The organism is Paraburkholderia sp. JPY465, assembly GCF_050436725.1.
Lineage (GTDB): Bacteria > Pseudomonadota > Gammaproteobacteria > Burkholderiales > Burkholderiaceae > Paraburkholderia > Paraburkholderia youngii.
Genome location: NZ_JBNDMT010000003.1, coordinates 314,965 through 336,355, shown reverse-complemented (window position 1 = coordinate 336,355; position 21,391 = coordinate 314,965). Strand labels below are relative to the sequence as shown.

Genomic DNA, 21,391 nt, shown 5'->3' with positions numbered 1-21,391 from the left:
ACGATGTCGGCTCCGGCGCCCGCTCCCGCCTCGAACCCATCGCGTTTGCCGCGCGCGACGAACGGCAACGCAGGCCGCGTCGCGCGTTTTCTGGCGACGCGCGTGGGTCTGTCGCTGATCACGCTGTGGCTGCTGTCGCTGATCGTGTTCGCGGGCGGCCAGTTGCTGCCCGGCGATATCGGCCGCGCGGTGCTCGGGCCGCTCGCCGATGCGCGCGCGGTCGCCGCGCTCAACCATCAGCTCGGCGCCGACCGGCCGCTGCTCACGCAATACATCGACTGGATCACGCACTTCGTGCGCGGCAACATGGGGCTGTCGTACGCGTATCGCGAACCGGTCGGGCCGTTCATCGCCGATGCGCTCGGACATTCGGCGAAGCTCGGCCTCTTCGCATTCATCGTCGTCGTGCCGCTCGGCATTGCGGGCGGCGTGTGGTCGGCGATGCATGCGGGACGCTGGCTCGATCGCACGATCAGCATTGCCGGTTTGTCGGCGACCGTGGTGCCGGAGTTCGTGTCGTCGATCGTGCTGATCCTCGTGTTCGGCGTGTGGCTGCGCTGGCTGCCGATCGAAGCTTCGTTCCCGCCCGATGCAAGCGTGCTCGAACAGCTGCGGCATCTGGTGCTGCCGGTGCTGCCGCTCGTCTTCGTATTCTTCGGCTATATCGCGCGGATGGCGCGCGCGGGCACCGTCGAAGCGCTCGACGCCGACTACACGCGCACCGCGATCCTCAAGGGCCTGCCGCGCCACGTCGTGATCTGGCGGCACGTGCTGCGCAACGCGCTGCTGCCGACGATCACCGTGGCCGCCACCCAGCTCGGCTACATGATCGGCGGACTCGTGGTGGTCGAGACGCTGTTCCACTACCAGGGCATCGGCTCGCTGATCTACAACGCCGCCAAGGCGAAGGACTTTCCGATGCTCGAAGCGGGCGTGCTGACGATCGGCGTCGTCTATACGCTCGCGAATCTGGTCGCCGATGCGCTGCATGTGCTGCTCAATCCGCGGCTGCGGGTGAGGACCGCAGAATGAATACGAGCGTGCCGCCGGCTTCTTCAACGCCACCGGGCGTACCCGCGCCGGGCGCACCGGGCTCCGCGCCACGCGCGCCCGCCGAGCCACGCTTCCCGCGCCTCCTGCTGCTTCTGCGTTCGCCGACCTTCCTCGTGGGCGCGCTGATCGTCGCGTGGTGGATCGTCTGCGCGATCGCCGGGCCCCGATTCGTGCATCTCGATCCGTACGCGTCCGATCCGCTCAATTCGCTCACGCCGCCCGATCGCACGCACTGGTTCGGCACCGATCAGCTCGGCCGCGACGTGTTCTCACGCGTGATCGTCGGCGCGCGCGACATCCTGACCATCGCGCCGCTCGCGACGCTGCTCGGCACCGCGGCGGGCACCGCGCTCGGCCTGCTGGTCGGCTACTTCGACGGGTGGGTCGACGACGTGATCGGCCGCGTGATCGATGCGGTGCTCGCGCTGCCGCTCGTGATCATCGCGCTGCTCGCGCTCGCGGCGGTCGGCGCGTCGAACCTCACGGTGATTCTCGTGATCGGCCTCACGTTCACGCCGATCACCGCGCGCACCGTGCGCGCCGCCGTATTCGCCGAGCGCCATCTCGACTACGTGGCCGCCGCGCAGCTGCGCGGCGAACGCGCCCCGTACATCATGTTCGTGGAGATCCTGCCGAACGTGCTGCCGCCGATCGTCGTCGAAGCAACGGTGCGGCTCGGCTATGCGATCTTCGCGGTCGCGACGCTGTCGTTTCTCGGCTTCGGCATCCAGCCGCCGTCGGCCGACTGGGGGCTCGCGCTGTCCGAGTCGTACACGCTGATGGCGGGCGGCGCGTGGTGGACCGTCGTGTTCGCGGCGGGCGCGATCGCGTCGCTGGTGGTCGGCGTCAATCTGATCGCCGACAGCGTGCAGGGAGTGCTCGACCGATGAACGGCGCGCCGCCCTCCTCGTTCGCCGCGTTCGACGTGTCGAAGAGCGATCGCACCGATGCGCTGACCGTGGTCGGCCTGACGGTCACCTACCGGATTCGCGGACGCGATCGCGAAGTGCTGCAAGACGTGTCGTTTCGCGTGCGGCGCGGCGAGGCGTATGGACTCGTCGGCGAATCGGGCTGCGGCAAGTCGACCGTCGCGATGGCGACGCTGCGCTATCTGCCGCGCAACGGCAAGGTGAAGGCCGGCAAGATCGCGATCGCCGGCGCGGACGTGCAGAAGCTCGGCGCCGATGCGCTGCGCAGCATGCGGGCGACGACCGTCTCGATGGTCTATCAGGACCCGGGCCGCGCGCTGAACCCATCGCTGACGATTGCCCGCCAGATTTCCGAAGCATTCGAGGCGGCCGGCGTCGCACGCGACGAAGCGTTGCATCGCACGCTCGAGATGTTGCAGCGCGTGCGTATCGCGGCGCCCGAGCGCGTGATGGACAGCTATCCGCATCAATTGTCGGGCGGCATGCAGCAACGCGTCGTGATCGCGATGGCGCTCGCGTCGAACCCCGCGCTGCTGATTCTCGACGAACCGACCACCGGCCTCGACGCGACCGTTGAAGCGGAAGTGCTCGACCTCGTCGCGCAGTTACGCGAGGAGCTCGGCACCGCGGTGCTGTTCATCAGCCACAACCTCGCGGTGATCGGCCGCATGTGCGAACGTGTCGGCGTGCTGTACGCGGGCAAGCTGGTCGAGGAAGGCGCGACCCAGGACGTGTTCGCGCGGCCGCGTCATCCGTACACGGTCGGGCTGCTGCGCTGCCTGCCTAGCGCCGGACGCAGCAAGGACCGCGAGCGGCTCGATACGATCGCGGGCGGCCTGCCGTTGCCGGGCTCGGTCACGCAGGGCTGTATCTACGCGGAGCGCTGCCGTCTCGCCGACGAGCGCTGCCGGCGCGACGCGCCGCCGCCCTATCGGCTCGGCGCCGCGCATGGCGATCAGATGGCGCGCTGCCACTATCACGAGCGCGCGATCGAATTGCCGCGGGCGGCATCGAGCGAGGCGCCGGTGGTGGCCGCATCATCCAACGCGGCAGCGCGCGCGTCCTCCGCGCCGGTCTTGCGCGCTCGCAACCTGTCGAAAACATTCCACGTATCCGGCGCGCCGCTGCGCGCGGTCGATGACGTGTCGCTCGAACTCGCGAGCGGCGAGACGCTCGGCCTCGTCGGCGAATCGGGTAGCGGCAAGACGACGCTCGCGCGGCTGATGCTCGGCCTGCTCGCACCCGATGCCGGCGGCGTGCTCGAACTCGACGGCGCACCGCTCGCCGCGCGCGTCACGCGACGCAGCGACGAGCAGCTGAAGTCGCTGCAGATCGTATTCCAGAATCCGGACTCGGCGCTCAATCGCGCGCATTCGGTCAAGCGGCTGATCGGTCGTGCGCTCGCGCGCTTCACCGCGCTGCGCGGACGCCAGATCAACGAAAGGCTCGGCACGCTGACGGACGCCGTGCGGCTGCCCGAGCGCTATCTCGACGCACGTTCGCGCCAGCTATCGGGTGGACTCAAGCAGCGCGTCGCGATTGCGCGCGCGTTTGCCGGCGAACCACGCGTCGTCGTGTGCGATGAGCCGACTTCATCGCTCGACGTGTCGGTGCAGGCCGCGATCCTGAATCTGCTCGCCGATCTGCAGCGCGAGCGCGGCGTCAGCTACGTGTTCATCTCGCACGATCTGCACGTGGTGCGCTATGTGTCGGATCGCATCGCGGTGCTCTATCTCGGCCGGCTGCTCGAAATCGGCCCGGCGGCGGCCGTGTTCGATGGGCCGCAGCATCCGTATACCGAGGCGCTGTTGTCCGCCGTGCCGACGCTGCCGGGCGACGGTGCAACCGGCGAAGTGCATCAACGTACGCGCATCCATCTGACGGGCGAGTTGCCCGGGCCCGGCGCGATGCCGTCGGGCTGCGTCTTTCACACGCGCTGTCCGCGCAAGCTCGGCGCGATCTGCGAGCAGCAGGACCCGCCGTTCCTCGAAGCCGGCGGCGCCGCTGACTCGCCTTCCGCCCACCGGATTCGCTGCCATATTCCGGTCGCCACTCTGCGCGAGCTGCAATGCGAGCCGCGCGACGACAACGCGGGCAACACGACGAACGGCGCCGCTTCCGACGACGCGTCGGAAAACGCCAGCTAGCGTCAATTCGAACCTCATCGACGTCGCGTGACGCGGCGTCATCCAGCACAGCGCCCCCTTAACGAATCCCGCGTCGGAAACACGCTTTTGCGTCCGCGCGTTTCATCGTCGCAACGTTTTCGGGCGTTTTTCCGGCGTGCGCATCGCACATCCCGAGATCGCCCGCGTCGCTTCAAGGCTCGGCGATGCGTGGCATGGATATCGCTAAATCTGCGGCCAGAGATTCGAAGCCAACCCGCGCGCGCAACGCCGCGCACATCCGCACGACGAGCGTCACCACGCGATGACGCGACCTCAAGCGATCAGCACGGCAGCGACGCGCGGGCAACTTCGGCACGACGGACTCGGGGTTCGACAAGACCCGCGTGCAGACAGGTCGGCCGCCGCTGTGGCAGCTGGAGACGCGCGATGAAAATCAGAAAATCAGATCGGCATTGCTGCGCAATGATGCGCCGCGCAGCGGTGCTCGCGGGGGTGGCGGTGCTGGCGGGCGAGGCCGCGTACGGGGCGTCGACGGACGTGATCCCTCGCTCGATGGTGATGGCCGACGCGTCGCCGGCGCAAACCGGAGATTCAGCGCCGCTGCTGCTCGCGCAGAACGACGACGCGGCGACCGCCGCCACGGCCGCCGACGATGCCGCCCCGGTGTTCGCGCCGGTAGGCTGCGGCGGGCTTGGCGGTCCGGGCTGCGGCCGGCTCGGCGGCGGCAGTGGCAACGGCAGCGGTAGTGGCGGCGCGGCGGGTTCGAGCAATAGCGGGGCTGGCGCAAACGGTAACAGCGGCGCCGGGGCGGCGGGTTCAGGGAGCGGAAGTGGGAGTGGCGGTGCGGGCACGGGCGGTAAGGGAAATAGCGGCGGCGGAAGTAATGGTGGTAGCAGTAGTGGTGGCTGAAATGGTGGGGGTGGCAGTGGAGGCGGTGGAAGCGGTGGAGGCGCAAGCGGCGGTGGCGGTGGCGGTGGAAGTGGAAGTGGATGCGGAAGCAGCGGCGGCAGCGGGAGCGGCAGCTGCGGTTGCGGAGGCTCAAGCGGTGGCCCGAGGGGTGGTTTCGGCGGCGCGCATGGTGGAGGCTTTGGCGGAGGCTTTGGCGGAGGCTTTGGCGGAGGCTTTGGCGGAGGCTTCGGCGGCGGTCACGGAGCCAAGGGTGGCGGCAGCGGCGGCAGTGGCAACGGTGGCGGGAACGGGCACTAGGCGTCGCCCGTTGCCCTGGGTAGGGAGCCCGCGCCCTACCCGCCGACGACATGTCCCGGCATACTGTCCGCTATCCGCTGGCAACGGCGGTGGCGTCCCGATCCCCCGGTCGGGCGTCACCGCCGCAGGCCGGCCGGAGCGGCCCGCCCGCCTTCGGCGCGCGCTGACGGAATCGCCTGGAGCGCGCGCGAGCCGCGCCTCGCATCGTCGCGCGAACCGCACCGCGAGCGGCGGGAACACAACCTCCACTGCGTGTGAGTGTTATGGAACCAATCCGAGACGACCGCCTCATATCAAATTCATCGTTCGATATGAGGGCCCACAACATGCATAGAAGTGTCCCCCCCTCCGCGACCCGCACGGCAGCCGCCGTGCTGATGGCTAGCGCCCTGGGCCTCGCATCGCTCGCCAATGCGCAAACACCCGCGCAGCCAATGGCGCAAACCTTGTCGCAAGCGGCGCCACCGGTCGATCCGAGCTTCTCCGCCTACTCGCTCGTACAGAGTTGCAAACAGCGCCACGACAACGTCGCGCAAGGGCAATGCGTCGGCGCGATCCGCGGCATCATCCACGGTTATCAGTACGGCGTGCTGTTCCTCGCGCAACGCACCACCTTCCCCGTCAACGAAACCCAGCGCGTGTCGCTATGCCTGCGCGACGTGCCGGTGTCGTCGATCGTCGACGACTTCCTCGCCGATGCCGCCCAGGTACCAGACGACGCGCTGCAGCACACCCCCGCCGAAGTCGCCGTGCTCGGCTCCGTGCATCAGCACCACCCCTGCACCTGAGCGCGCGCGGCGTCAGCGGCGCCCACAGCGCTTCAAGCCTCGCGCGCCGCCGCTCCGCAACGGACGGCGGCCGCGCCAGCGCTTACAAAATCTCCAGCGCACGCTTGCCGCGCGGCGGCTTGAAATACGCGTCGAGCGCGGCGAGTTCGTCCGCTTCCAGCACCAGTTGCGACGCGCGATGGTTGTCGCGCACATGCTCGACCCGCGCCGCCTTCGGAATCGCGCACACATTGGGCTTGCCCAGCACCCACGCGAGCGCCACCTGAAACACGGAGACGCCGCGCGCGTCGGCGATGTCGTCGAGCGGCGAGCGTTTCGGCAGCCGCGCATGATCGACCGGGCTGTACGCCATCGCCGGCATGTCGCGCGCGCCGAGCCATGGCAGCAGATCGAACTCCGGCCCGCGCCGCGCCACGTTGTACAGAATCTGGTTGGTCGCGCACGCGTCGCCGCCTGGCGTCGCGACGAGTTCTTCCATGTCGTCGGTATCGAAGTTGCTCACGCCCCAGTGACGGATCTTGCCCGCGCGCCGCAGCGCCTCGAAGCCATCGACGGTGTCCGCGAGCGGCACTGAGCCACGCCAGTGCAGCAGATACAGATCGAGCCGGTCCGTCTTCAGACGCTTCAGGCTTTGCTCGCACGCGGCGATCGCGCCGCGTCGGCTAGCGTTGTGCGGATACACCTTGCTGACCAGAAACACCTTGTCGCGCAAACCGGCGAGCGCTTCGCCGAGCAGCGACTCGGTCGCGCCGTCGCCGTACATTTCGGCGGTGTCGATCAGCGTCATGCCGAGTTCGATGCCGCAGCGCAGCGCATCGATTTCCGCCGCGCGCCGTGCCCGCTGCTCGCCCATCTCCCACGTGCCCTGCCCCAGCGCCGGAATGCGCTCGCCGTCCGGCAAGCTCACGCTTGCGATCTCGCTCGTCATGCTGACTCCTTCGAAAGTGGCTCGACCGGGATGCGATGCAATTGCGCGAGACCTCACCGCGCAACGCATGCTACGAAAAACCTGGAGACGAGTTTAGCGGCTCCGCGGCCTCACGACGGCGCGCCAGGCAAAAGCCCGCTATAACGGGGCGCGCCGATGTTTTAAAATTGCCGCTTGCCCATCTTGCGTGAGCCCCATGACCTCTGCCTCGGAAGACCGCTGGCGCGACCTGCGCCCGGACCCGGAAAACGACACGCCGCTCTATCTGCAACTTGCCCGCAAGCTCGGCAGCGCGATCCACGAAAACCGCTGGAACGCCGGTGAAGCGCTCCCCTCGGAGCGGGTGCTGTCGGAGGCGCTCGGCGTATCGCGCATCACGTCGCGCAAGGCGATCGCTCTGCTCGTCGAGCAGGGTTTGATCCGCCGCACCCAAGGCGCGGGCAGCTTCATCACGCCGCGCTATGAAGATCCGTTGTCGCGCCTGTCGAGCTTCAGCGAAATGCTGCGGCGGCGCGGCTTCACGCCGAGTTCGAAGTGGCTGTCGCGCGAAATCTCGCCGGCCAATCGCGATGAAGTGATCCAGTTGGGGCTGTCGCCGGCCGCCGCGGTCACGCGGCTGCGACGACTGAGACTCGCCGACGGCATCGTGATGGCGGTCGAGAATTCCACATTCCCGGCCGCTGTGATTCCCGATCCGCAGGCAATCGGCGACTCGCTGTACACGTATCTGGAGAATCGCGGACTGACGATCGTGCGCGCGTTGCAGCACTTTCGCGCGGTGAACGCGAGCGACGAGATCGCGCAGCAGATGAGCATCGCGCCGAACGAGGCGTTGTTGTTGATCACGCGCGTGGGCTATACCGCGGATCAGCGCGCGATCGAGTTGACGGATACGTATTGCCGCAACGATTACTACGACTTCGTGGCGGAGTTGAGGAAGTAGGCTGCGACTCGGTGAATGGTCGGACGGCCGGGCGCGCCGCGGTTCAAGCTCCACCGCGGCGCACGCTACCCTGTTAAGTCCACCGGGCTTCGTGCGCGCCGATGCGCGCCGGCGGCAGCGCATAAAACGCCGGCGTCTGTTCCAGTTCTTCGGCGGGCTGAACGCCGAGCACACACCCAAACTCCGATTGCACGCTCGCGACGCAATCGCGCACATGGTCGAGCGACATTTCCGGCGCCTGCTGTCCATCGGCCAGCAACCCGAACGACTGCAGCCAGCGCCCGGTCTGCGCAAGCGACACCTTCACATGCCAGCTGCCGCCCTCGCGTGCCCGCCGCGCGAGCGCGACCATCGCGCCGAACGCGGCCAGATAGCCGGTCGCGTGATCGAGCGCCTGACACGGCAGATGCCGCGGCTCGGCCGAACCCGCCGCCGCACGCTCCGTCCACGCGATGCCGCTCGCCGACTGCACCAGACTGTCGAAGCCGCGTCGCTGCGCCCACGGCCCCGTGTACCCGTACGCGCAAACCGACACATAGACGATGCCAGGCCGCAGCCGCGCCAGCTCGTCCGGCCCGAAGCCGCGTGCCGCGAGCGCGCCCGGACGATAGGCTTGCAGGAACACGTCGGCATCGCGCGCGAGTCCGCGCAACGTGTCGCAGCCAGCGGCGTCGCGCAGATCGACGAGCGCCGAACGCTTGCCGCGTCCGTTGTCGATCACGAGCGGCGCGATGTTCGGCAGATGCGGCCCGTTGATCGTCATCACGTCCGCGCCATGATGCGCGAGCGCGCGACCGGCCACCGGTCCCGCGATGATCCGCGACAGATCCAGCACCCGCACGCACGCGAGCGGACGGTCGATGCCGGGCGCGGCGTCGGCATCGGCATGGCGCGGCGGCTCGGCCGGCGCGTCGCCGATGCGCTCGATCTCGAACAGCGGCAAGCGCGCGATCGCTTTGGCCTGCTCGAGCGCAGCCCATTCGTCTGGCGTGCGAATCAAGGCGGCGCATAGGCCCGCGTCGGCGAGCGTTTGATCGAGCGTCGCGCCCTCCCAGCCGCGAATCGCGGCCGCCACCGATTCCCGGCCGTTGTCACAGCCGAGCACGTCGAGCACGCCCTTCAAGTGATGCGCAAAATTCGTGTGCAGCTGGATCCAGCGGCCGTCGCCCGTTTCGTAGAAGCCTGTGACCGGATCGCGCAGCGCGGGCGGTGGCCCATCGTCGATCCGCAGATAGCGTTCGCTGCGAAATGCCGCCAGCGCGCGACGCATCTGCACCGACACCCGTTGCCTGCGTCCGCTGCGCAGGCGCCAGTATTCGGCGGCCGCGAGGCCTGTCGCCGCGATGGTCGACGACGCGAGGCTGCCGACGTGATAGACCGACGGCAAGCCGGGGTCCGCGCCGGCGAGCGACACGGCGTGCAGCGCGACCGGATCGCAGCCGGCGAGGGTCCAGATGTGCTTGAGGGCGAGTTCGGGTGTCATGGGATCGGGCGCGTTGACCGCGGACAGGAAGCAGGTGCACCGAGTCTAAATTTACGCCTTGCTGCAATCAATCTTGATTATGATGATCAATATATATTGATTTCTTCGGTTTTCACGTGCTTTCATGTCAGCCCCGATCTACCTGACCGCCGCCGAAGCGGCCGCGACGCTCGGCGTCAGCCTGCCGACCTTGTACGCGTACGTGAGCCGCGGCATGCTCGGCTCGTCGCCCGATGCGCAAGGCAGACATCGCCTCTACGATGCCGCCGAGGTGCGCCGCCTCGCGCGTCGCAAGGCGGACGGCAAGCGCGCCGGCAAGGTCGCGCAGAAGGTGCTCGACTGGGGCGTGCCGGTGCTCGAATCGTCGATCACGCTGGTCGCGGACGGTCGGCTGCTGTATCGCGGGCACGATGCGATCGAGCTCGCACGCAGTGCGTCACTCGAAGACGTCGCGGCGCTGCTGTGGCAATGCAGCGCGCGGCGCATCGCCGATGCGCCCGCCGTGCCGCTCGCCCCCGCGCAATGGGCGGCGTGGCTCAAGCTGTGGAGTGACAGCACGCCGCTCGATCGCGCGCTCGTGCTGCTGCCGGCCGCCGCCGCGCAGATGCCGCGCGTGTGGGCGCTTGGCCGCGACGCGCAGCTCGACACCGCGTGCGCCGTGATGCGGCTGCTGGCCGCCGCGATGCTGCCGGCGGGAACGTCGAACGAACCGCTGCATCGGCAGATCGCGACGGCCTGGCGGGTGCGCAGCCGGCAACAAAGCGGGCTGCTGCGCGCGGCGCTGGTCGCGTGCGCGGATCACGAGCTGAACGCGTCGACGTTCACGGTGCGCTGCATTACATCGACGGGCACGCATTTGTTCGGCGCGGTCGCGGGCGGCCTCGCGGCGCTCTCCGGGCCGCGTCACGGCGGCGAAACCGTGCGCATTGCCGCGCTGCTCGATGAAGCGTCGCGCTCGCCCGATCTGGACCGCTATCTGGCGAACCGGCTCGCGCGGCACGAGCACGGCGCGCAAGGTCCGGTGCTGTCGGGCTTCGGTCATCCGCTCTATCCGGACGGCGATCCGCGCGCGCGGTTGTTGCTGACGATGCTCGCCGACTGCGCGCCGGCCCGCTCGCCGCTCAACGAGGTGCTGCAGCTTGCGCGAGCGGTGCGCGACACGACCGGCGCGGAGCCGACGGTGGATTTCGCGCTTGCGGCGATCGAGCGCGTGCTCGGCTTGCCGACCGGCGCCGCATTCACGCTGTTTGCGCTCGGGCGGGTGGTCGGCTGGATCGCACACGCGATGGAGCAGACGCGCGATGGCCGGTTGATCCGGCCGCGAGCGCGGTATATCGGGGAGTATGAGGCGGGAGGGGCTGCTTAGGGGCTGCTTAGGAGCTGCTTACGGGCTACGTCCGGCCTGCAAAGCGGCGGCTCGCCGGTTGCCCCGCATCAGACTACGCTCGGCCGACGCGCCAGCCAAGCCGGTATCGGCCAGCCGAGTAGCAGCGTCGGCAGCTTGCGCTGCGAGCCGCTCGCCAGCGCGAAACGCGCCCCTTCCCGCCCCGCGCTGATCCATGCCACCGATCCACGCGCCAACTCGATTGACTGCCCTGCCGCCAGCCAGTGATCTGCATGCTCGCCCTCGACGGTCAGCCAGATGTTGCCGCTGATCATCTTGAAAATCGACGGACGCGTAACCCGCCAGGCCGTGACGGGCTCGCCATGTTCCAGTTCGAAAACTCGCACTTCTCGCATCGCCGTTCTCCTCGAAGAACTATCTGTTGTACCGATTATTGGCGTGCGATGATCGGAAACCCATGCACAGTTCCGAACACTTTCATCGGAACTGTTCAGTCAAAAAACCGAACAGTTGGCATGGCTCGCGCGACGCAGGTTAAAAGCTCGTGGGCTCGCCAGCCGGCGACAGAAGGCAAGCGTATGAAACTCGAAATCCAGCTCGATCGGGACAACGGCGTCCCGCTTACCGAGCAGATCGTCACGGGCGTTTCGGCGTGGATCCGTTCGCGCAATGCGCATCCCGGCTCGAAGCTGCCGTCGATTCGCCAGTTCGCCGCCGACTTCGGCGTAAGCCGCTTTCCGGTGATCGAGGCATACGACCGGCTGGTGTCGCTCGGCTATGTCGACTCGCGCCACGGCTCCGGCTTTTACGTCGCCGATCGCCAGCCGACGGACATGCGCTGTCAGGGCACGTCGGACCCGCGCCGCGCCGATGTCGAATCGGACCATTTGCTCGAACAATTCAACTTTCCGGGCGAGACGCTGAAGCTCAGCACCGGTTTTATTCCCGAAAGCTGGCGCGACATCGACGGCATTGCGCAGGCGATCCGCCATGTGTCGCGAACCGATCCGGCGAGCATGGTCGAGTACGCGACGCCGCTCGGCAATCCCGTCTTGCGCGAGCAGTTGCGCGGCCGCATTGGGCAGTTGGGCATCCAGGCGGACGCGTCGCAGATTCTGATCACCAATGGCGCGAGCCAGGCGTTCGATCTGCTGGTGCGCTACATGCTGAAGCCTGGCGACACGATCTTTGTCGAGGACCCCGGTTACTACAACCTGTACGGCCTGTTGCGACTGCACGGCATGAAGCTGATCGGCATTCCGCGCACCGGCAGCGGTCCCGACCTCGACGTGATGCAGGCGCAACTGAAGCTGCACCGGCCTAGACTGCTGCTCATCAACACCGTGTTCCACAATCCGACCGGCACCACGGTCGCACCGCAGGTCGCGTTCCGTTTGCTGCAAATGGCGCGTGAGCATGGCTTCCATATCGTCGAAGACGACATCTACGCGGATTTTCAGACCGACCTCACCGATCGCCTCGCGACACTCGACCAACTCGAACAGGTGATCTACATCGGCGGATTGTCGAAGACGCTGTCGTCGTCGCTACGGATCGGCTGCGTGGTTGCGAATCACGCGATCATCAAGGATCTGGTCGATATCAAGATGCTGACGAGCATCGGCGGCTCGCGGTTTGCCGAAGCGGTGGCGGTGTCGATGCTGGAACGCGGCGCGTATCGCAAGTATCTGGAGCGACTGCGCCGCCAGATGCGCGGCGCGCTCGGCTCGACCGTCCAGACACTCGAAGATGCCGGCTGGGAGATTTTCGAAGAACCGGCGGGCGGCAAGTTCGTGTGGGCGCGCGTGCCTCATGTCGCGGACGCCGAGCGACTCGTTGAATGCGGTGTGCCGCTCGGTGTGACGGTGCTGCCTGGACAACACTTCAGGCCGAACCGGGAGCCGAGCCCGTGGATCAGGATTCATGTAGCGTTTGGCAACGATCCACGGGCGCAGGCGTTTTTTCATGCGGCGGCGCAGTTGCCGGCTGATGCGTGAACATCGCGCACAACGCCGCCGCGACGCAGCGCTGGCACCTGCGCAAGACTGCGCCGCTCGCTGCGCCGGGACCCGCTTTTCCCTAAAATAGCGAGTCCCAGCCCGACCGAGCGCGCCCAGCCGCTTCATATGTCCACGACGCCGACTCCGCCCGCCCTCGCTCCCGACATCCCCTCTGGCCCTTCGCCCCGCGCACTGACGGTGATGCTGTGGCTGGTCGCCACCGGCTTTTTCATGCAGACGCTCGATTCGACGATCGTCAACACCGCGCTCCCCGCGATGGCGACGAGCCTCGGCGAGCTGCCGCTGCGCATGCAATCGGTGGTGATCGCCTACTCGCTGACGATGGCGGTGATGATCCCCGTATCTGGCTGGCTCGCCGACAAACTCGGCACGCGGCGCGTGTTCTTCAGTGCGATCCTCGTGTTCGCGGTGGGCTCGCTGCTGTGCGCGAACGCGCACACGCTGAACCAACTGGTGCTCTTCCGCATTCTGCAAGGCGTGGGCGGCGCGATGCTGCTGCCGGTTGGGCGGCTCGCGGTGCTGCGTACCTTTCCGGCGGAGCGCTATCTGCCGGCGTTGTCGTTCGTGGCGATCCCGGGCCTGATCGGACCGTTGATCGGCCCGACGCTCGGCGGCTGGCTCGTCAAAATCGCGTCGTGGCACTGGATCTTTCTGATCAACGTGCCGGTGGGCATCGTGGGCTGCATTGCCACGTTTATCTTCATGCCGGATAGCCGCAATGAACACACGGGCAAATTCGACCTCGGCGGCTACCTGCTGCTGGTGGTGGGCATGGTGGCAATTTCGTTCGCGCTCGACGGCCGCACCGAATTCGGCATCCAACATGCGACGGTGCTGGTGCTGCTGATTCTGAGCATGGCGTGCTTCGTTGCCTATGGTCTGCACGCGGTGCGCGAGCCGGCGCCGATTTTTCCGCTCGATCTGTTCAAAATCCACACGTTTAGCGTCGGACTGCTCGGCAATCTGTTCGCGCGGATCGGCAGCGGCTCGATGCCCTACCTGATTCCTTTGCTGTTGCAGGTGAGCCTCGGCTATAGCGCATTCGAAGCCGGGCTGATGATGCTGCCCGTGGCAGCCGCGGGTATGGCAACGAAGCGTCTCGTGACGACGCTGATTCTGAGGTACAGCTACCGGCGCGTGCTGATGGCGAACACGATTCTGGTCGGCCTGATGATGGCGAGTTTCGCGCTCACGAGCACGAATCAGCCGCTGTGGCTGCGGCTCGTGCAACTGGCGATCTTCGGCGGCGTAAACTCGATGCAGTTCACCGCGATGAACACGTTGACGCTGAAGGACCTCGGCACCGGCGGCGCGAGCAGCGGCAATAGCCTGTTTTCGCTCGTGCAGATGCTTTCGATGAGTCTCGGCGTGACCGTGGCCGGTGCGTTGCTGACGACCTTTACCGGCATCATGCAGCGCGTGACTGCCGCAAATTCGCTGCCCGCGTTTCATGCGACGTTCCTGTGTGTCGGCATCATTACCGCATGTTCGTCGTGGATCTTTGCGCAGCTGTCGCCGGAGATCCGCACGCCGGCGAAAAAGACCGATCCGTCGGAGCGCACCTGAAATCCGCGCGGGCCGGGACGACGCATCCTCGCGCGCTTGCAAACGGATTTCCTGGCACCGCTCCGCGCGGCCCCGCACGCCGCATCCCTGAACAGCGTCACCGACCCGCAACAGGGCGCGTCCCGCACCAGTGAAGTGCGTGTCATCGCCTTAGTACCGGAGCGGGCGCACGATGTTTGGCTCGGAGCATTGCTGGTGGGCGCTCGAGCTTTGTCGGTACACGCGCATAGTTCTTGCTCGACTATCCTGTAAACTCTTAGTCTGCGCGTGCAAACTCCTGCCGAGCCCTGCAAGCGCCGCCATTTCCACACGACCGACATGATGAGCATGATCGAACTCGATCCTCCCGGCTTCCAGCCACCACGCCCGATGGCCGGCGACGAAGGCTCGCGCCGTACCGTTCTGTATGGCGGCTACACCGTTTTCAGCGTGTTTCAACCGGTCTTCTCGGTATCGCACCGGCGCGCGATCGGGTATCACGCGTCGCTGCGCGTGCACGACGAGCATGAGCAGCAAGTGCCGTCGCACGAAGTCTTTACGCAGGCCGCGCGACGCGGCGACCTGCTGGAACTCGGGCGGCTAGCCGAATCGCTGCACCTCGGCAACTTCAACGCGTTCGACAGCCACGACGAATGGCTCTTCCTCAGCCTGCATCCGGCCGCACTGATGGACACCAGCTACGGCGACGCGCTGCTTGCCAGCCTGAAGACGCTCGGCCTGCCGCCGCAACGCGTGGTGCTCGAAGTATCCGAACAGGCCGGCGGCGAAACCACGCGCTTCGCCGAAATCGTCGATTCGCTGCGCAAGTCCGGTTTTCTGATCGCGCTCGACGGCTTTGGCGCCAAGCATTCGAACATCGACCGCGTGTGGAATCTGCGGCCGGACATCGTGACGCTCGACCGCTGCATCCTCGCGCAAGCGAGTGAACACTCGCACATCGAGCGTGTCTTGCCGGGCCTCGTCTCTCTGTTGCACGAGTCCGGGCAACTGGTACTGATGGGCGGTCTGAGCACCGAGCGTGACGCGCTGATCGCGCTCGAATGCAACGTAGATTTCGTCCAGGGCGCATTTTTCGCAGGCCCGAGCGTCGAACCCGTCAAGCCACAAGTTGCCGCTGGCCTGATGGATTCGCTCTCCGCCTCGCTGCGCGAACGCGTTGCCGCTCGAGAGAAAGCGCAATCCGCGCGGCTCGCACCGTATGTCACCGCGCTCGAGGCCGCCGCAGCTCAGCTGATTGCCGGGGAATCGATCGCGCAGGCGACCGCACCTTTGCTCGCGCTCGGAGAAACGGCACGCTGCTTTGTCCTGGACGGTTCGGGCCGGCAGATCGGCGACAACGTGCTGCCACCGGGCCGCACATCGCAACGTGCAAAGCGCTTCAGCCCGCTGCTGCACTCCGAAGGCGCCAGTTGGGAGCGCCGCCCGTACTTCATTCAGGCGATGCGTCAACCGGGGCGGGTTCATCTAACGCCGCCGTATCTGTCGATCAACGAAGCGCATCTGTGCGTCACGGCCTCGATTGCCGCGCATAACTCGCATGGTACGCAGGTGCTATGCGTCGACATCAACTGGGAAGTCGCGGCTCACCGCAACTGACACGCCCCGAGGGCCCTTGATGCGGGCAAGCAGTTCCCTGACCGCGTCACGGCCCAGCATTCGGTTGGCCGCCCGCAAATGCGCGGCGCTGGTCACGATGCGCAGCGAGACGATTCTCGCCGAAAGGTCCGTTGCGCCATCCGTCACCACGTCGATTAGCCCGACGATGTCGCCGTCGCAGAACAGTGCGATACACACCGCGCCCGCCATCGACACCACCTCGGTATAGCTCGCCTGTTGCGCGAGCGATGTAACCACAGCGATCCACTTCTGACCTGAACCGGGTTCGGGGGCGCCCTGCGCTTCGGCTCCAGGTGTCGGCCCTTGTGCGCGAAGGGCCAGGTTGGCCGTGGGGATTGGAGTGGGTATAGCGTACAGAGGTACGTCGCTGATCAGTTGCGGCGCGTCGTTGAAAAGCTGCAGCAAGCCCGCCCGGTCTTGCGCTTCGAGCGCCGCGCGCAATCGCTCGACGATGCGCCCGTGCACCGCTGGATCGGGCCGCTTCAATGGCGCGCCCGCCCGTTTCAGACGCTCCTTGGCGCGATGAACCATTTGCCGGCAAGCGGCCGGTGTGCGCTCGAGAATCGACGCGATTTCGGCATAACCGCATTCGAACGCTTCATGCAGGACGAACGCCGCGCGTTCGTCTGGCTTGAGATGTTCGAGCAGCAACATCACGCCATATGACATATCGGCCGCGCGCAATGCCAACTCCTCCGCCGACGGTGCGACCTCGTCGAGCCACGGCTCCGGCAACCAGCCGCTAGCCTGCGACGCGCGCTCGCGCTGCGCGTGCCGCAGACGGTCGATCGCCGCGCGCGTGGTGAGCGTGGTAAGCCACGCGACCGGCGTTTGCACCGCCTGCGTATCGGCAAGATGCCATTTGAGCCAGACGTCCTGCACCACGTCTTCGGCCTCCGCACGACTGCCAAGCATCCGATATGCGAGCGCCAGCAGACGGGCGCGCGCGGCCTCGAAACTGGATGCCTTGTCGATTCCCTGTTCCGTCATGCGTAGACCTCCCGATGTTGCGTCGTGAAAAAGCGGCTGTACACCAGTGGCATGGCTCAGGCGCGCGTCGTGTTCGGTATTCCTGAGCTTGACGCGTGGGCAACGGTTGATGTGACAGCTCGGCGCAAAAAAATTTCTGTCACAACGCCGGTCGCTGCTTCGTCAAATGAGCAACAACCCGCGCATGTCACGCGGCTTCTGATCCGAGGCGGGCTGCGCATCCCCGAATGCCCGTGCTATCCATCCTGAACGAGGAATCCATGCCTTCCAGTTACCCGTCTGTCTCCGCCCTGGGCCTCGTGCCCACGGTGATCGAACAATCCGGCCGGGGCGAGCGCGCCTATGACATCTACTCCCGCCTGCTGCGCGAGCGCATCGTGTTTCTTGTCGGGCCCGTGAACGAGCAGTCAGCCAGTCTGATCGTCGCACAATTGCTGTTTCTCGAATCGGAGAACCCCGACAAGGATATTTCTTTTTACATCAACTCGCCCGGCGGCTCGGTGTATGACGGCCTCGCGATTTACGACACCATGCAGTTCATCAAGCCGGAGGTCTCGACCTTGTGCACGGGCTTTGCCGCGAGCATGGGCACCTTTCTGCTCACCGCGGGTCAACGCGGCAAACGGTATGCGCTACCGAATGCTCGCATCATGATTCACCAGCCGTCCGGCGGTGGTCAGGGCACCGCGGCGGACATCGAAATCCAGGCAAAGGAGGTGCTGTATGTGCGAGCGCGTCTGAATGCGATGATGGCCGAACGCACCGGACGCAGCATCGAAGATATCGCGCGCGATACCGACCGCGACAACTTCATGTCGGCGCTCGAAGCGAGGGAATACGGATTGATCGACGACGTGCTGGAAGCTCGCGCGACGTGGAACAACGCAGGTCGTCGCGACACTCTGTAACGGCACTGACATGGAGCCGCTCGCTGGGCGGCCGGACAAACCGCTTGCTGCAAATTCCCATCCAACTATCGGTGCGAGCGCACCACAAAAGCTGCTCACCTTCGCTGGAATCGCTATCATGTCGCGATTCGTCGACTTCGACGACCGCTTCAATGGAGATACACATGGCGTCATCCAACGAAAACGTCAGCATGGCGCTGTTCTGCGACTTCGAGAACGTCGCGCTTGGCGTGCGCGACGCGAAATACGACAAGTTCGATATCAAGCTTGTACTCGAGCGCCTGCTGCTGAAGGGCAGCATCGTCGTCAAGAAGGCGTATTGCGACTGGGATCGCTACAAGAGTTTCAAAGGGGCCATGCACGAGGCCAATTTCGAGTTGATCGAAATTCCGCACGTGCGCCAATCGGGCAAGAATTCCGCCGACATTCGGCTCGTCGTCGATGCGCTCGATCTCTGTTATACGAAATCGCACGTCAATACGTTCGTCATCATCAGTGGTGATTCCGATTTTTCGCCGCTCGTGTCGAAACTGCGCGAGAACGCCAAACAGGTCATCGGCGTCGGTGTGCAGCAGTCCACGTCGGATTTGCTGATTGCGAACTGCGACGAGTTCTTCTTTTACGACGATCTCGTACGCGAAAGTCAGCGCGCAGTCGCGAGGCGCGAATCGTCGCGCCAGCAGCAGAGCGCGCAGCAGGCAGCCAAACGTGCGGCTGATGAAGAGAAAGCCCCGCCGAAGGAAGATCTGGAGAAGCGTCGCAGCAAGGCTGTTGAAATTGCGGTGCAGACGTTCGACGCACTCGCTTCCGAACGTGGCGACAGCGGCAAGATCTGGGCGTCCGTGCTGAAGAACGCGATCAAACGGCGCAAACCGGATTTCAACGAAACGTATTACGGGTTTCGCGCTTTCGGCAATCTGCTGGAAGAAGCTCAGGCGCGCGGGCTACTCGAATTCGGCCGCGATGAAAAGTCAGGCGCGTACGTTTATCGAAGCACGGCCGTGAACGTCGCGAGTGAAGCGGCCAGTGAAAATATCGGCGAAACCGCGGCGGAGTCTGCTGAAACGGGGTCGGCTGAGTCGGCGTCGGCCGAACAGGCGGCCGAACATTCGTATCAAGCGCAGGCCGCGCAAGCGGCCGCGTCCGAGTCGGGCGGTAAGCATAAGTCGCGTCGTAAGGAGCGCGGCAACCGCAAGGCGGCCCGCGGTCAGGAGGCTGTGCACGGCAAGCGGGGGCACCACGAAACGGCTGATGAAGAACCTGCGGCTGGCGCTCCGGCTCTCACCGAACAGGCGGAGCCCGCCGAGTCTGCCCCGCGGCAGGAGCCGCGTGAACGCGCGCCGCTCCAAGACGAGTTCGTCACTGAACCGATAGGTGAAAACAGCGAAGCTCGCGCTGTAACAGCGGCAGCGGATACAGCCGCCGAACAAGTCGTCTTCGGTCAAGAAATCGAGCAAAGCCCCGACAGCGACCACCCCGCACAGCGTGAAAGCGTCAAAAAGCGCGCTTCGCGCAAAACGGCCGCGAAGAAAGTGAAAAAAAGTACACCGCGCACGATCGAGGAAGTCCCTGAGATCGCGGCGCCGGCCGAGGCCGCTGCTCCGGCAGTCAACTCGGAAGAAGGACCTGAGGCCACCAGGAAGGTCACCCGTAAAACGGCGTCTCGCAGCCGTCGTCCGCGCAAAGCGGCGTCGACGGACAGCACGGAGTAAACAGCGGCACGGATTCGACGGTCGTCGCTACAAGCTACCGGCCGACAATGCAAGACAAGCAAGCCGGCCGGTCCCCCACTATCACCGTTCAGTAGGCCGGATAAGGCGCATACATGACGGGCGGAGGCGGTGCGTAGTAGTAAGGACGGGGCGCAACATACACCGGCTGCGTCGAATAGTAAGGCTGCGGCTGAGCGATCGTCTCGCCCTTCGAGGTCATGCACTGGGCGTAGGCGGTGTCATAGCGTGCCTGCAAGCCGGCCGCCGAGTACTGGGCGCCGTTCGCGCCGTTCGCGCCGCCGATCAGCAGACCGCTGCCCGCCCCGATCGCCGCACCCGCGCCGGCGTTGCCCGCCGCGGCGCCGAGCAGCGCGCCAACCGCCGCGCCGCCGAGCGTGCCGAGTGCCGCGCTGTTCACGCTGTTCGTGGTGGCTGCCTGCGCAGCGCCGGACGGATTCGTCGTTTGATTCGCGTAGTCGCGGCACTCGTAGTCGTTCTGCTGGAACTGGCTGAGCGGCTCGCCGCTGCGCGGCATCGCGGCTATGCTCGGGCCGCTCGGGGGCGCCACTGCGCAACCGCCTAACGCGAGCGCGATGACTGCGGCGGGAATCGCCAGGCTGATCGTTTTATTGCTGGAAATCATGGTGGTGCACTTCAGAGGATTGGAATTCAAACGTTAGGCTAATCGCGAAATTCCGTGGTTACGGCTTAGTTACAGAAAGTTTTTGCACGGCCGCCGAGCCTCGCCCCGGCTGCGCATCGTCGCGGCGTTGGGTAGGTTATATCGACAGGGACCGCCGCCCACACTAGTGTCAAACGGTCCCCGCCGCCCAAGCCAATCGACCGCGCGGAGGCCGCCTCAATCAACCGGTTCATTCTCGCCGCCGCAGCGGCTCGCATTGCCTGCGGCGCGCCCGCCCCCGCCAGCCCGGCGAAGTCGACGGGCGGCCGTCGAGGTCCACTTAGCGCCCCGCGAAACCGCGGTTACCAACTGTGACAAACTTCTTTCAGAAGCGATCCCTACCGTTCCAATCCGCCGCAGAAAAAGAAAAAGCCCTCGCGATGGAGGGCCTTCGTCTCTAGCTACCATCTTCAATCGCGACCGCAAGGATCACGACATCAGACGACGAGCTGCAACCGGAAATCTCAAGCGAAGTTCTTCGCTGCGAAGTCCCAGTTGACGATGTTCCAGTACGCTTCGACGAACTTCGGACGCGCATTGCGATAGTCGATGTAGTAAGCGTGCTCCCAAACGTCGATCGTCAACAGCGCCTTGGCGTCGGTGGTGAGCGGCGTGGCGGCGTTGCTCGTCGACACGAGGTCGAGCGAACCATCGGCCTTCTTCACGAGCCATGCCCAGCCCGAGCCGAACGTGCCGACCGCGGTCTTCGCAAACTCTTCCTTGAACTTGTCGAACGAACCCCACTTCGCGTTGATCGCGTCAGCGAGCGCGCCGGTCGGTGCACCGCCACCTTGCGGCGAAAGGCTGTTCCAGAAGAACGTGTGATTCCACACCTGAGCCGAATTGTTGAAGATACCGCCCGACGACTTCTTGACGATCTCTTCCAGCGACAGGTTCTCGAACTCCGTGCCCTTGATCAGATTGTTCAGGTTGGTCACATAGGTCTGGTGATGCTTGCCATAGTGAAACTCGAGCGTCTCTTCCGACATGTGCGGAGCGAGCGCGTTTTTCGCAAACGGCAGCGGCGGGAGCGTATGTTCCATGGTGCTTTCCTTCTCTATATCTGTTGTGGGGAGTCTGCGGATGACGCT

Annotated in this window: 19 protein-coding genes; 13 read left to right on the top strand and 6 right to left on the bottom strand. The window is 65.7% G+C overall.

All coding sequences use genetic code 11. The annotated features are described in order from the left end of the window. Positions 1-3: 3 nt before the first annotated feature. The 5 genes from QFZ94_RS16090 to QFZ94_RS16070 all read left to right on the top strand — a co-directional run bounded on the left by QFZ94_RS16090 (position 4) and on the right by QFZ94_RS16070 (position 6,105). On the top strand, positions 4-1,032 hold the full coding sequence (locus QFZ94_RS16090; RefSeq protein WP_368584772.1) for an ABC transporter permease: 1,029 nt from the start codon (positions 4-6) through the stop codon (positions 1,030-1,032). Further along, a complete protein-coding gene (locus QFZ94_RS16085; RefSeq protein WP_429458138.1) occupies positions 1,029-1,943 on the top strand; it encodes an ABC transporter permease in 915 nt (304 codons plus the stop codon). The genes QFZ94_RS16090 and QFZ94_RS16085 overlap by 4 nt, the downstream gene beginning before the upstream one ends. After that, on the top strand, positions 1,940-4,129 hold the full coding sequence (locus tag QFZ94_RS16080) for an ABC transporter ATP-binding protein (RefSeq protein ID WP_429458136.1): 2,190 nt from the start codon (positions 1,940-1,942) through the stop codon (positions 4,127-4,129). The genes QFZ94_RS16085 and QFZ94_RS16080 overlap by 4 nt, the downstream gene beginning before the upstream one ends. Positions 4,130-4,537: 408 nt before the next feature. Then, a complete protein-coding gene (locus tag QFZ94_RS16075; RefSeq protein ID WP_429458134.1) occupies positions 4,538-5,020 on the top strand; it encodes a hypothetical protein in 483 nt (160 codons plus the stop codon). 623 nt (positions 5,021-5,643) lie between these two features. Beyond that, a complete protein-coding gene (locus QFZ94_RS16070; RefSeq protein ID WP_368584768.1) occupies positions 5,644-6,105 on the top strand; it encodes a Rap1a/Tai family immunity protein in 462 nt (153 codons plus the stop codon). 82 nt (positions 6,106-6,187) lie between these two features. Here the strand turns inward: QFZ94_RS16070 and QFZ94_RS16065 are convergent, their stop codons facing one another. Then, the gene (locus tag QFZ94_RS16065; protein ID WP_429458132.1) at positions 6,188-7,033 is read right to left on the bottom strand and encodes an aldo/keto reductase; all 846 of its coding nucleotides are present in this window, start codon (positions 7,031-7,033) and stop codon (positions 6,188-6,190) included. 196 nt (positions 7,034-7,229) lie between these two features. Between QFZ94_RS16065 and QFZ94_RS16060 the strand changes: the two genes are divergently transcribed. Then, positions 7,230-7,976: a GntR family transcriptional regulator gene (locus tag QFZ94_RS16060; protein WP_013090333.1), complete on the top strand. Its 747-nt coding sequence runs from the start codon at positions 7,230-7,232 to the stop codon at positions 7,974-7,976. Positions 7,977-8,049: 73 nt separating this feature from the next. Here the strand turns inward: QFZ94_RS16060 and QFZ94_RS16055 are convergent, their stop codons facing one another. After that, the gene (locus QFZ94_RS16055; protein WP_429458130.1) at positions 8,050-9,459 is read right to left on the bottom strand and encodes a CoA transferase; all 1,410 of its coding nucleotides are present in this window, start codon (positions 9,457-9,459) and stop codon (positions 8,050-8,052) included. Positions 9,460-9,583: 124 nt separating this feature from the next. Between QFZ94_RS16055 and QFZ94_RS16050 the strand changes: the two genes are divergently transcribed. Next, the gene (locus QFZ94_RS16050; RefSeq protein ID WP_429458128.1) at positions 9,584-10,825 is read left to right on the top strand and encodes a citrate/2-methylcitrate synthase; all 1,242 of its coding nucleotides are present in this window, start codon (positions 9,584-9,586) and stop codon (positions 10,823-10,825) included. Positions 10,826-10,893: 68 nt separating this feature from the next. Here the strand turns inward: QFZ94_RS16050 and QFZ94_RS16045 are convergent, their stop codons facing one another. Continuing rightward, on the bottom strand, positions 10,894-11,199 hold the full coding sequence (locus QFZ94_RS16045) for a DUF2917 domain-containing protein (protein ID WP_429458126.1): 306 nt from the start codon (positions 11,197-11,199) through the stop codon (positions 10,894-10,896). A 183-nt stretch (positions 11,200-11,382) separates the two neighbouring features. Here QFZ94_RS16045 and QFZ94_RS16040 point away from each other — a divergent pair, with 183 nt between their 5' ends. From QFZ94_RS16040 to QFZ94_RS16030, 3 genes are all read left to right on the top strand, one after another. Next, entirely contained in the window at positions 11,383-12,801 is a 1,419-nt protein-coding gene (locus QFZ94_RS16040) for a PLP-dependent aminotransferase family protein (RefSeq protein ID WP_429458124.1), read from the top strand. 129 nt (positions 12,802-12,930) lie between these two features. Beyond that, on the top strand, positions 12,931-14,391 hold the full coding sequence (gene mdtD / locus QFZ94_RS16035) for a multidrug transporter subunit MdtD (protein ID WP_410842483.1): 1,461 nt from the start codon (positions 12,931-12,933) through the stop codon (positions 14,389-14,391). 321 nt (positions 14,392-14,712) lie between these two features. Beyond that, entirely contained in the window at positions 14,713-15,987 is a 1,275-nt protein-coding gene (locus QFZ94_RS16030) for an EAL domain-containing protein (RefSeq protein WP_368584797.1), read from the top strand. Here QFZ94_RS16030 and QFZ94_RS16025 read toward each other — a convergent pair. Then, complete coding sequence (locus QFZ94_RS16025) at positions 15,943-16,998, bottom strand: sigma-70 family RNA polymerase sigma factor (protein ID WP_429458121.1); 1,056 nt, start codon at positions 16,996-16,998, stop codon at positions 15,943-15,945. The two genes, QFZ94_RS16030 and QFZ94_RS16025, sit on opposite strands and share 45 nt — an antisense overlap. A 24-nt stretch (positions 16,999-17,022) precedes the next feature. Between QFZ94_RS16025 and QFZ94_RS16020 the strand changes: the two genes are divergently transcribed. From QFZ94_RS16020 to QFZ94_RS16010, 3 genes are all read left to right on the top strand, one after another. Continuing rightward, on the top strand, positions 17,023-17,247 hold the full coding sequence (locus QFZ94_RS16020; RefSeq protein ID WP_429458119.1) for a hypothetical protein: 225 nt from the start codon (positions 17,023-17,025) through the stop codon (positions 17,245-17,247). An 11-nt stretch (positions 17,248-17,258) separates the two neighbouring features. Continuing rightward, a complete protein-coding gene (clpP, locus tag QFZ94_RS16015; protein WP_176105216.1) occupies positions 17,259-17,906 on the top strand; it encodes an ATP-dependent Clp endopeptidase proteolytic subunit ClpP in 648 nt (215 codons plus the stop codon). 164 nt (positions 17,907-18,070) lie between these two features. Beyond that, positions 18,071-19,618, top strand: coding sequence for an NYN domain-containing protein (locus QFZ94_RS16010; protein WP_429458117.1), 1,548 nt, complete (start codon positions 18,071-18,073; stop codon positions 19,616-19,618). Between the two features lie 88 nt (positions 19,619-19,706). Here QFZ94_RS16010 and QFZ94_RS16005 read toward each other — a convergent pair whose 3' ends face one another. Together QFZ94_RS16005 and sodB are read right to left on the bottom strand one after the other, a co-directional pair. Next, complete coding sequence (locus QFZ94_RS16005; RefSeq protein ID WP_368584761.1) at positions 19,707-20,261, bottom strand: glycine zipper family protein; 555 nt, start codon at positions 20,259-20,261, stop codon at positions 19,707-19,709. Between the two features lie 503 nt (positions 20,262-20,764). Beyond that, positions 20,765-21,343 carry a superoxide dismutase [Fe] gene (gene sodB, locus QFZ94_RS16000; protein ID WP_013090345.1) on the bottom strand — a complete coding sequence of 193 codons (579 nt, stop codon included), beginning with the start codon at positions 21,341-21,343 and terminating at the stop codon, positions 20,765-20,767. Between the last annotated feature and the right edge of the window lie 48 nt (positions 21,344-21,391).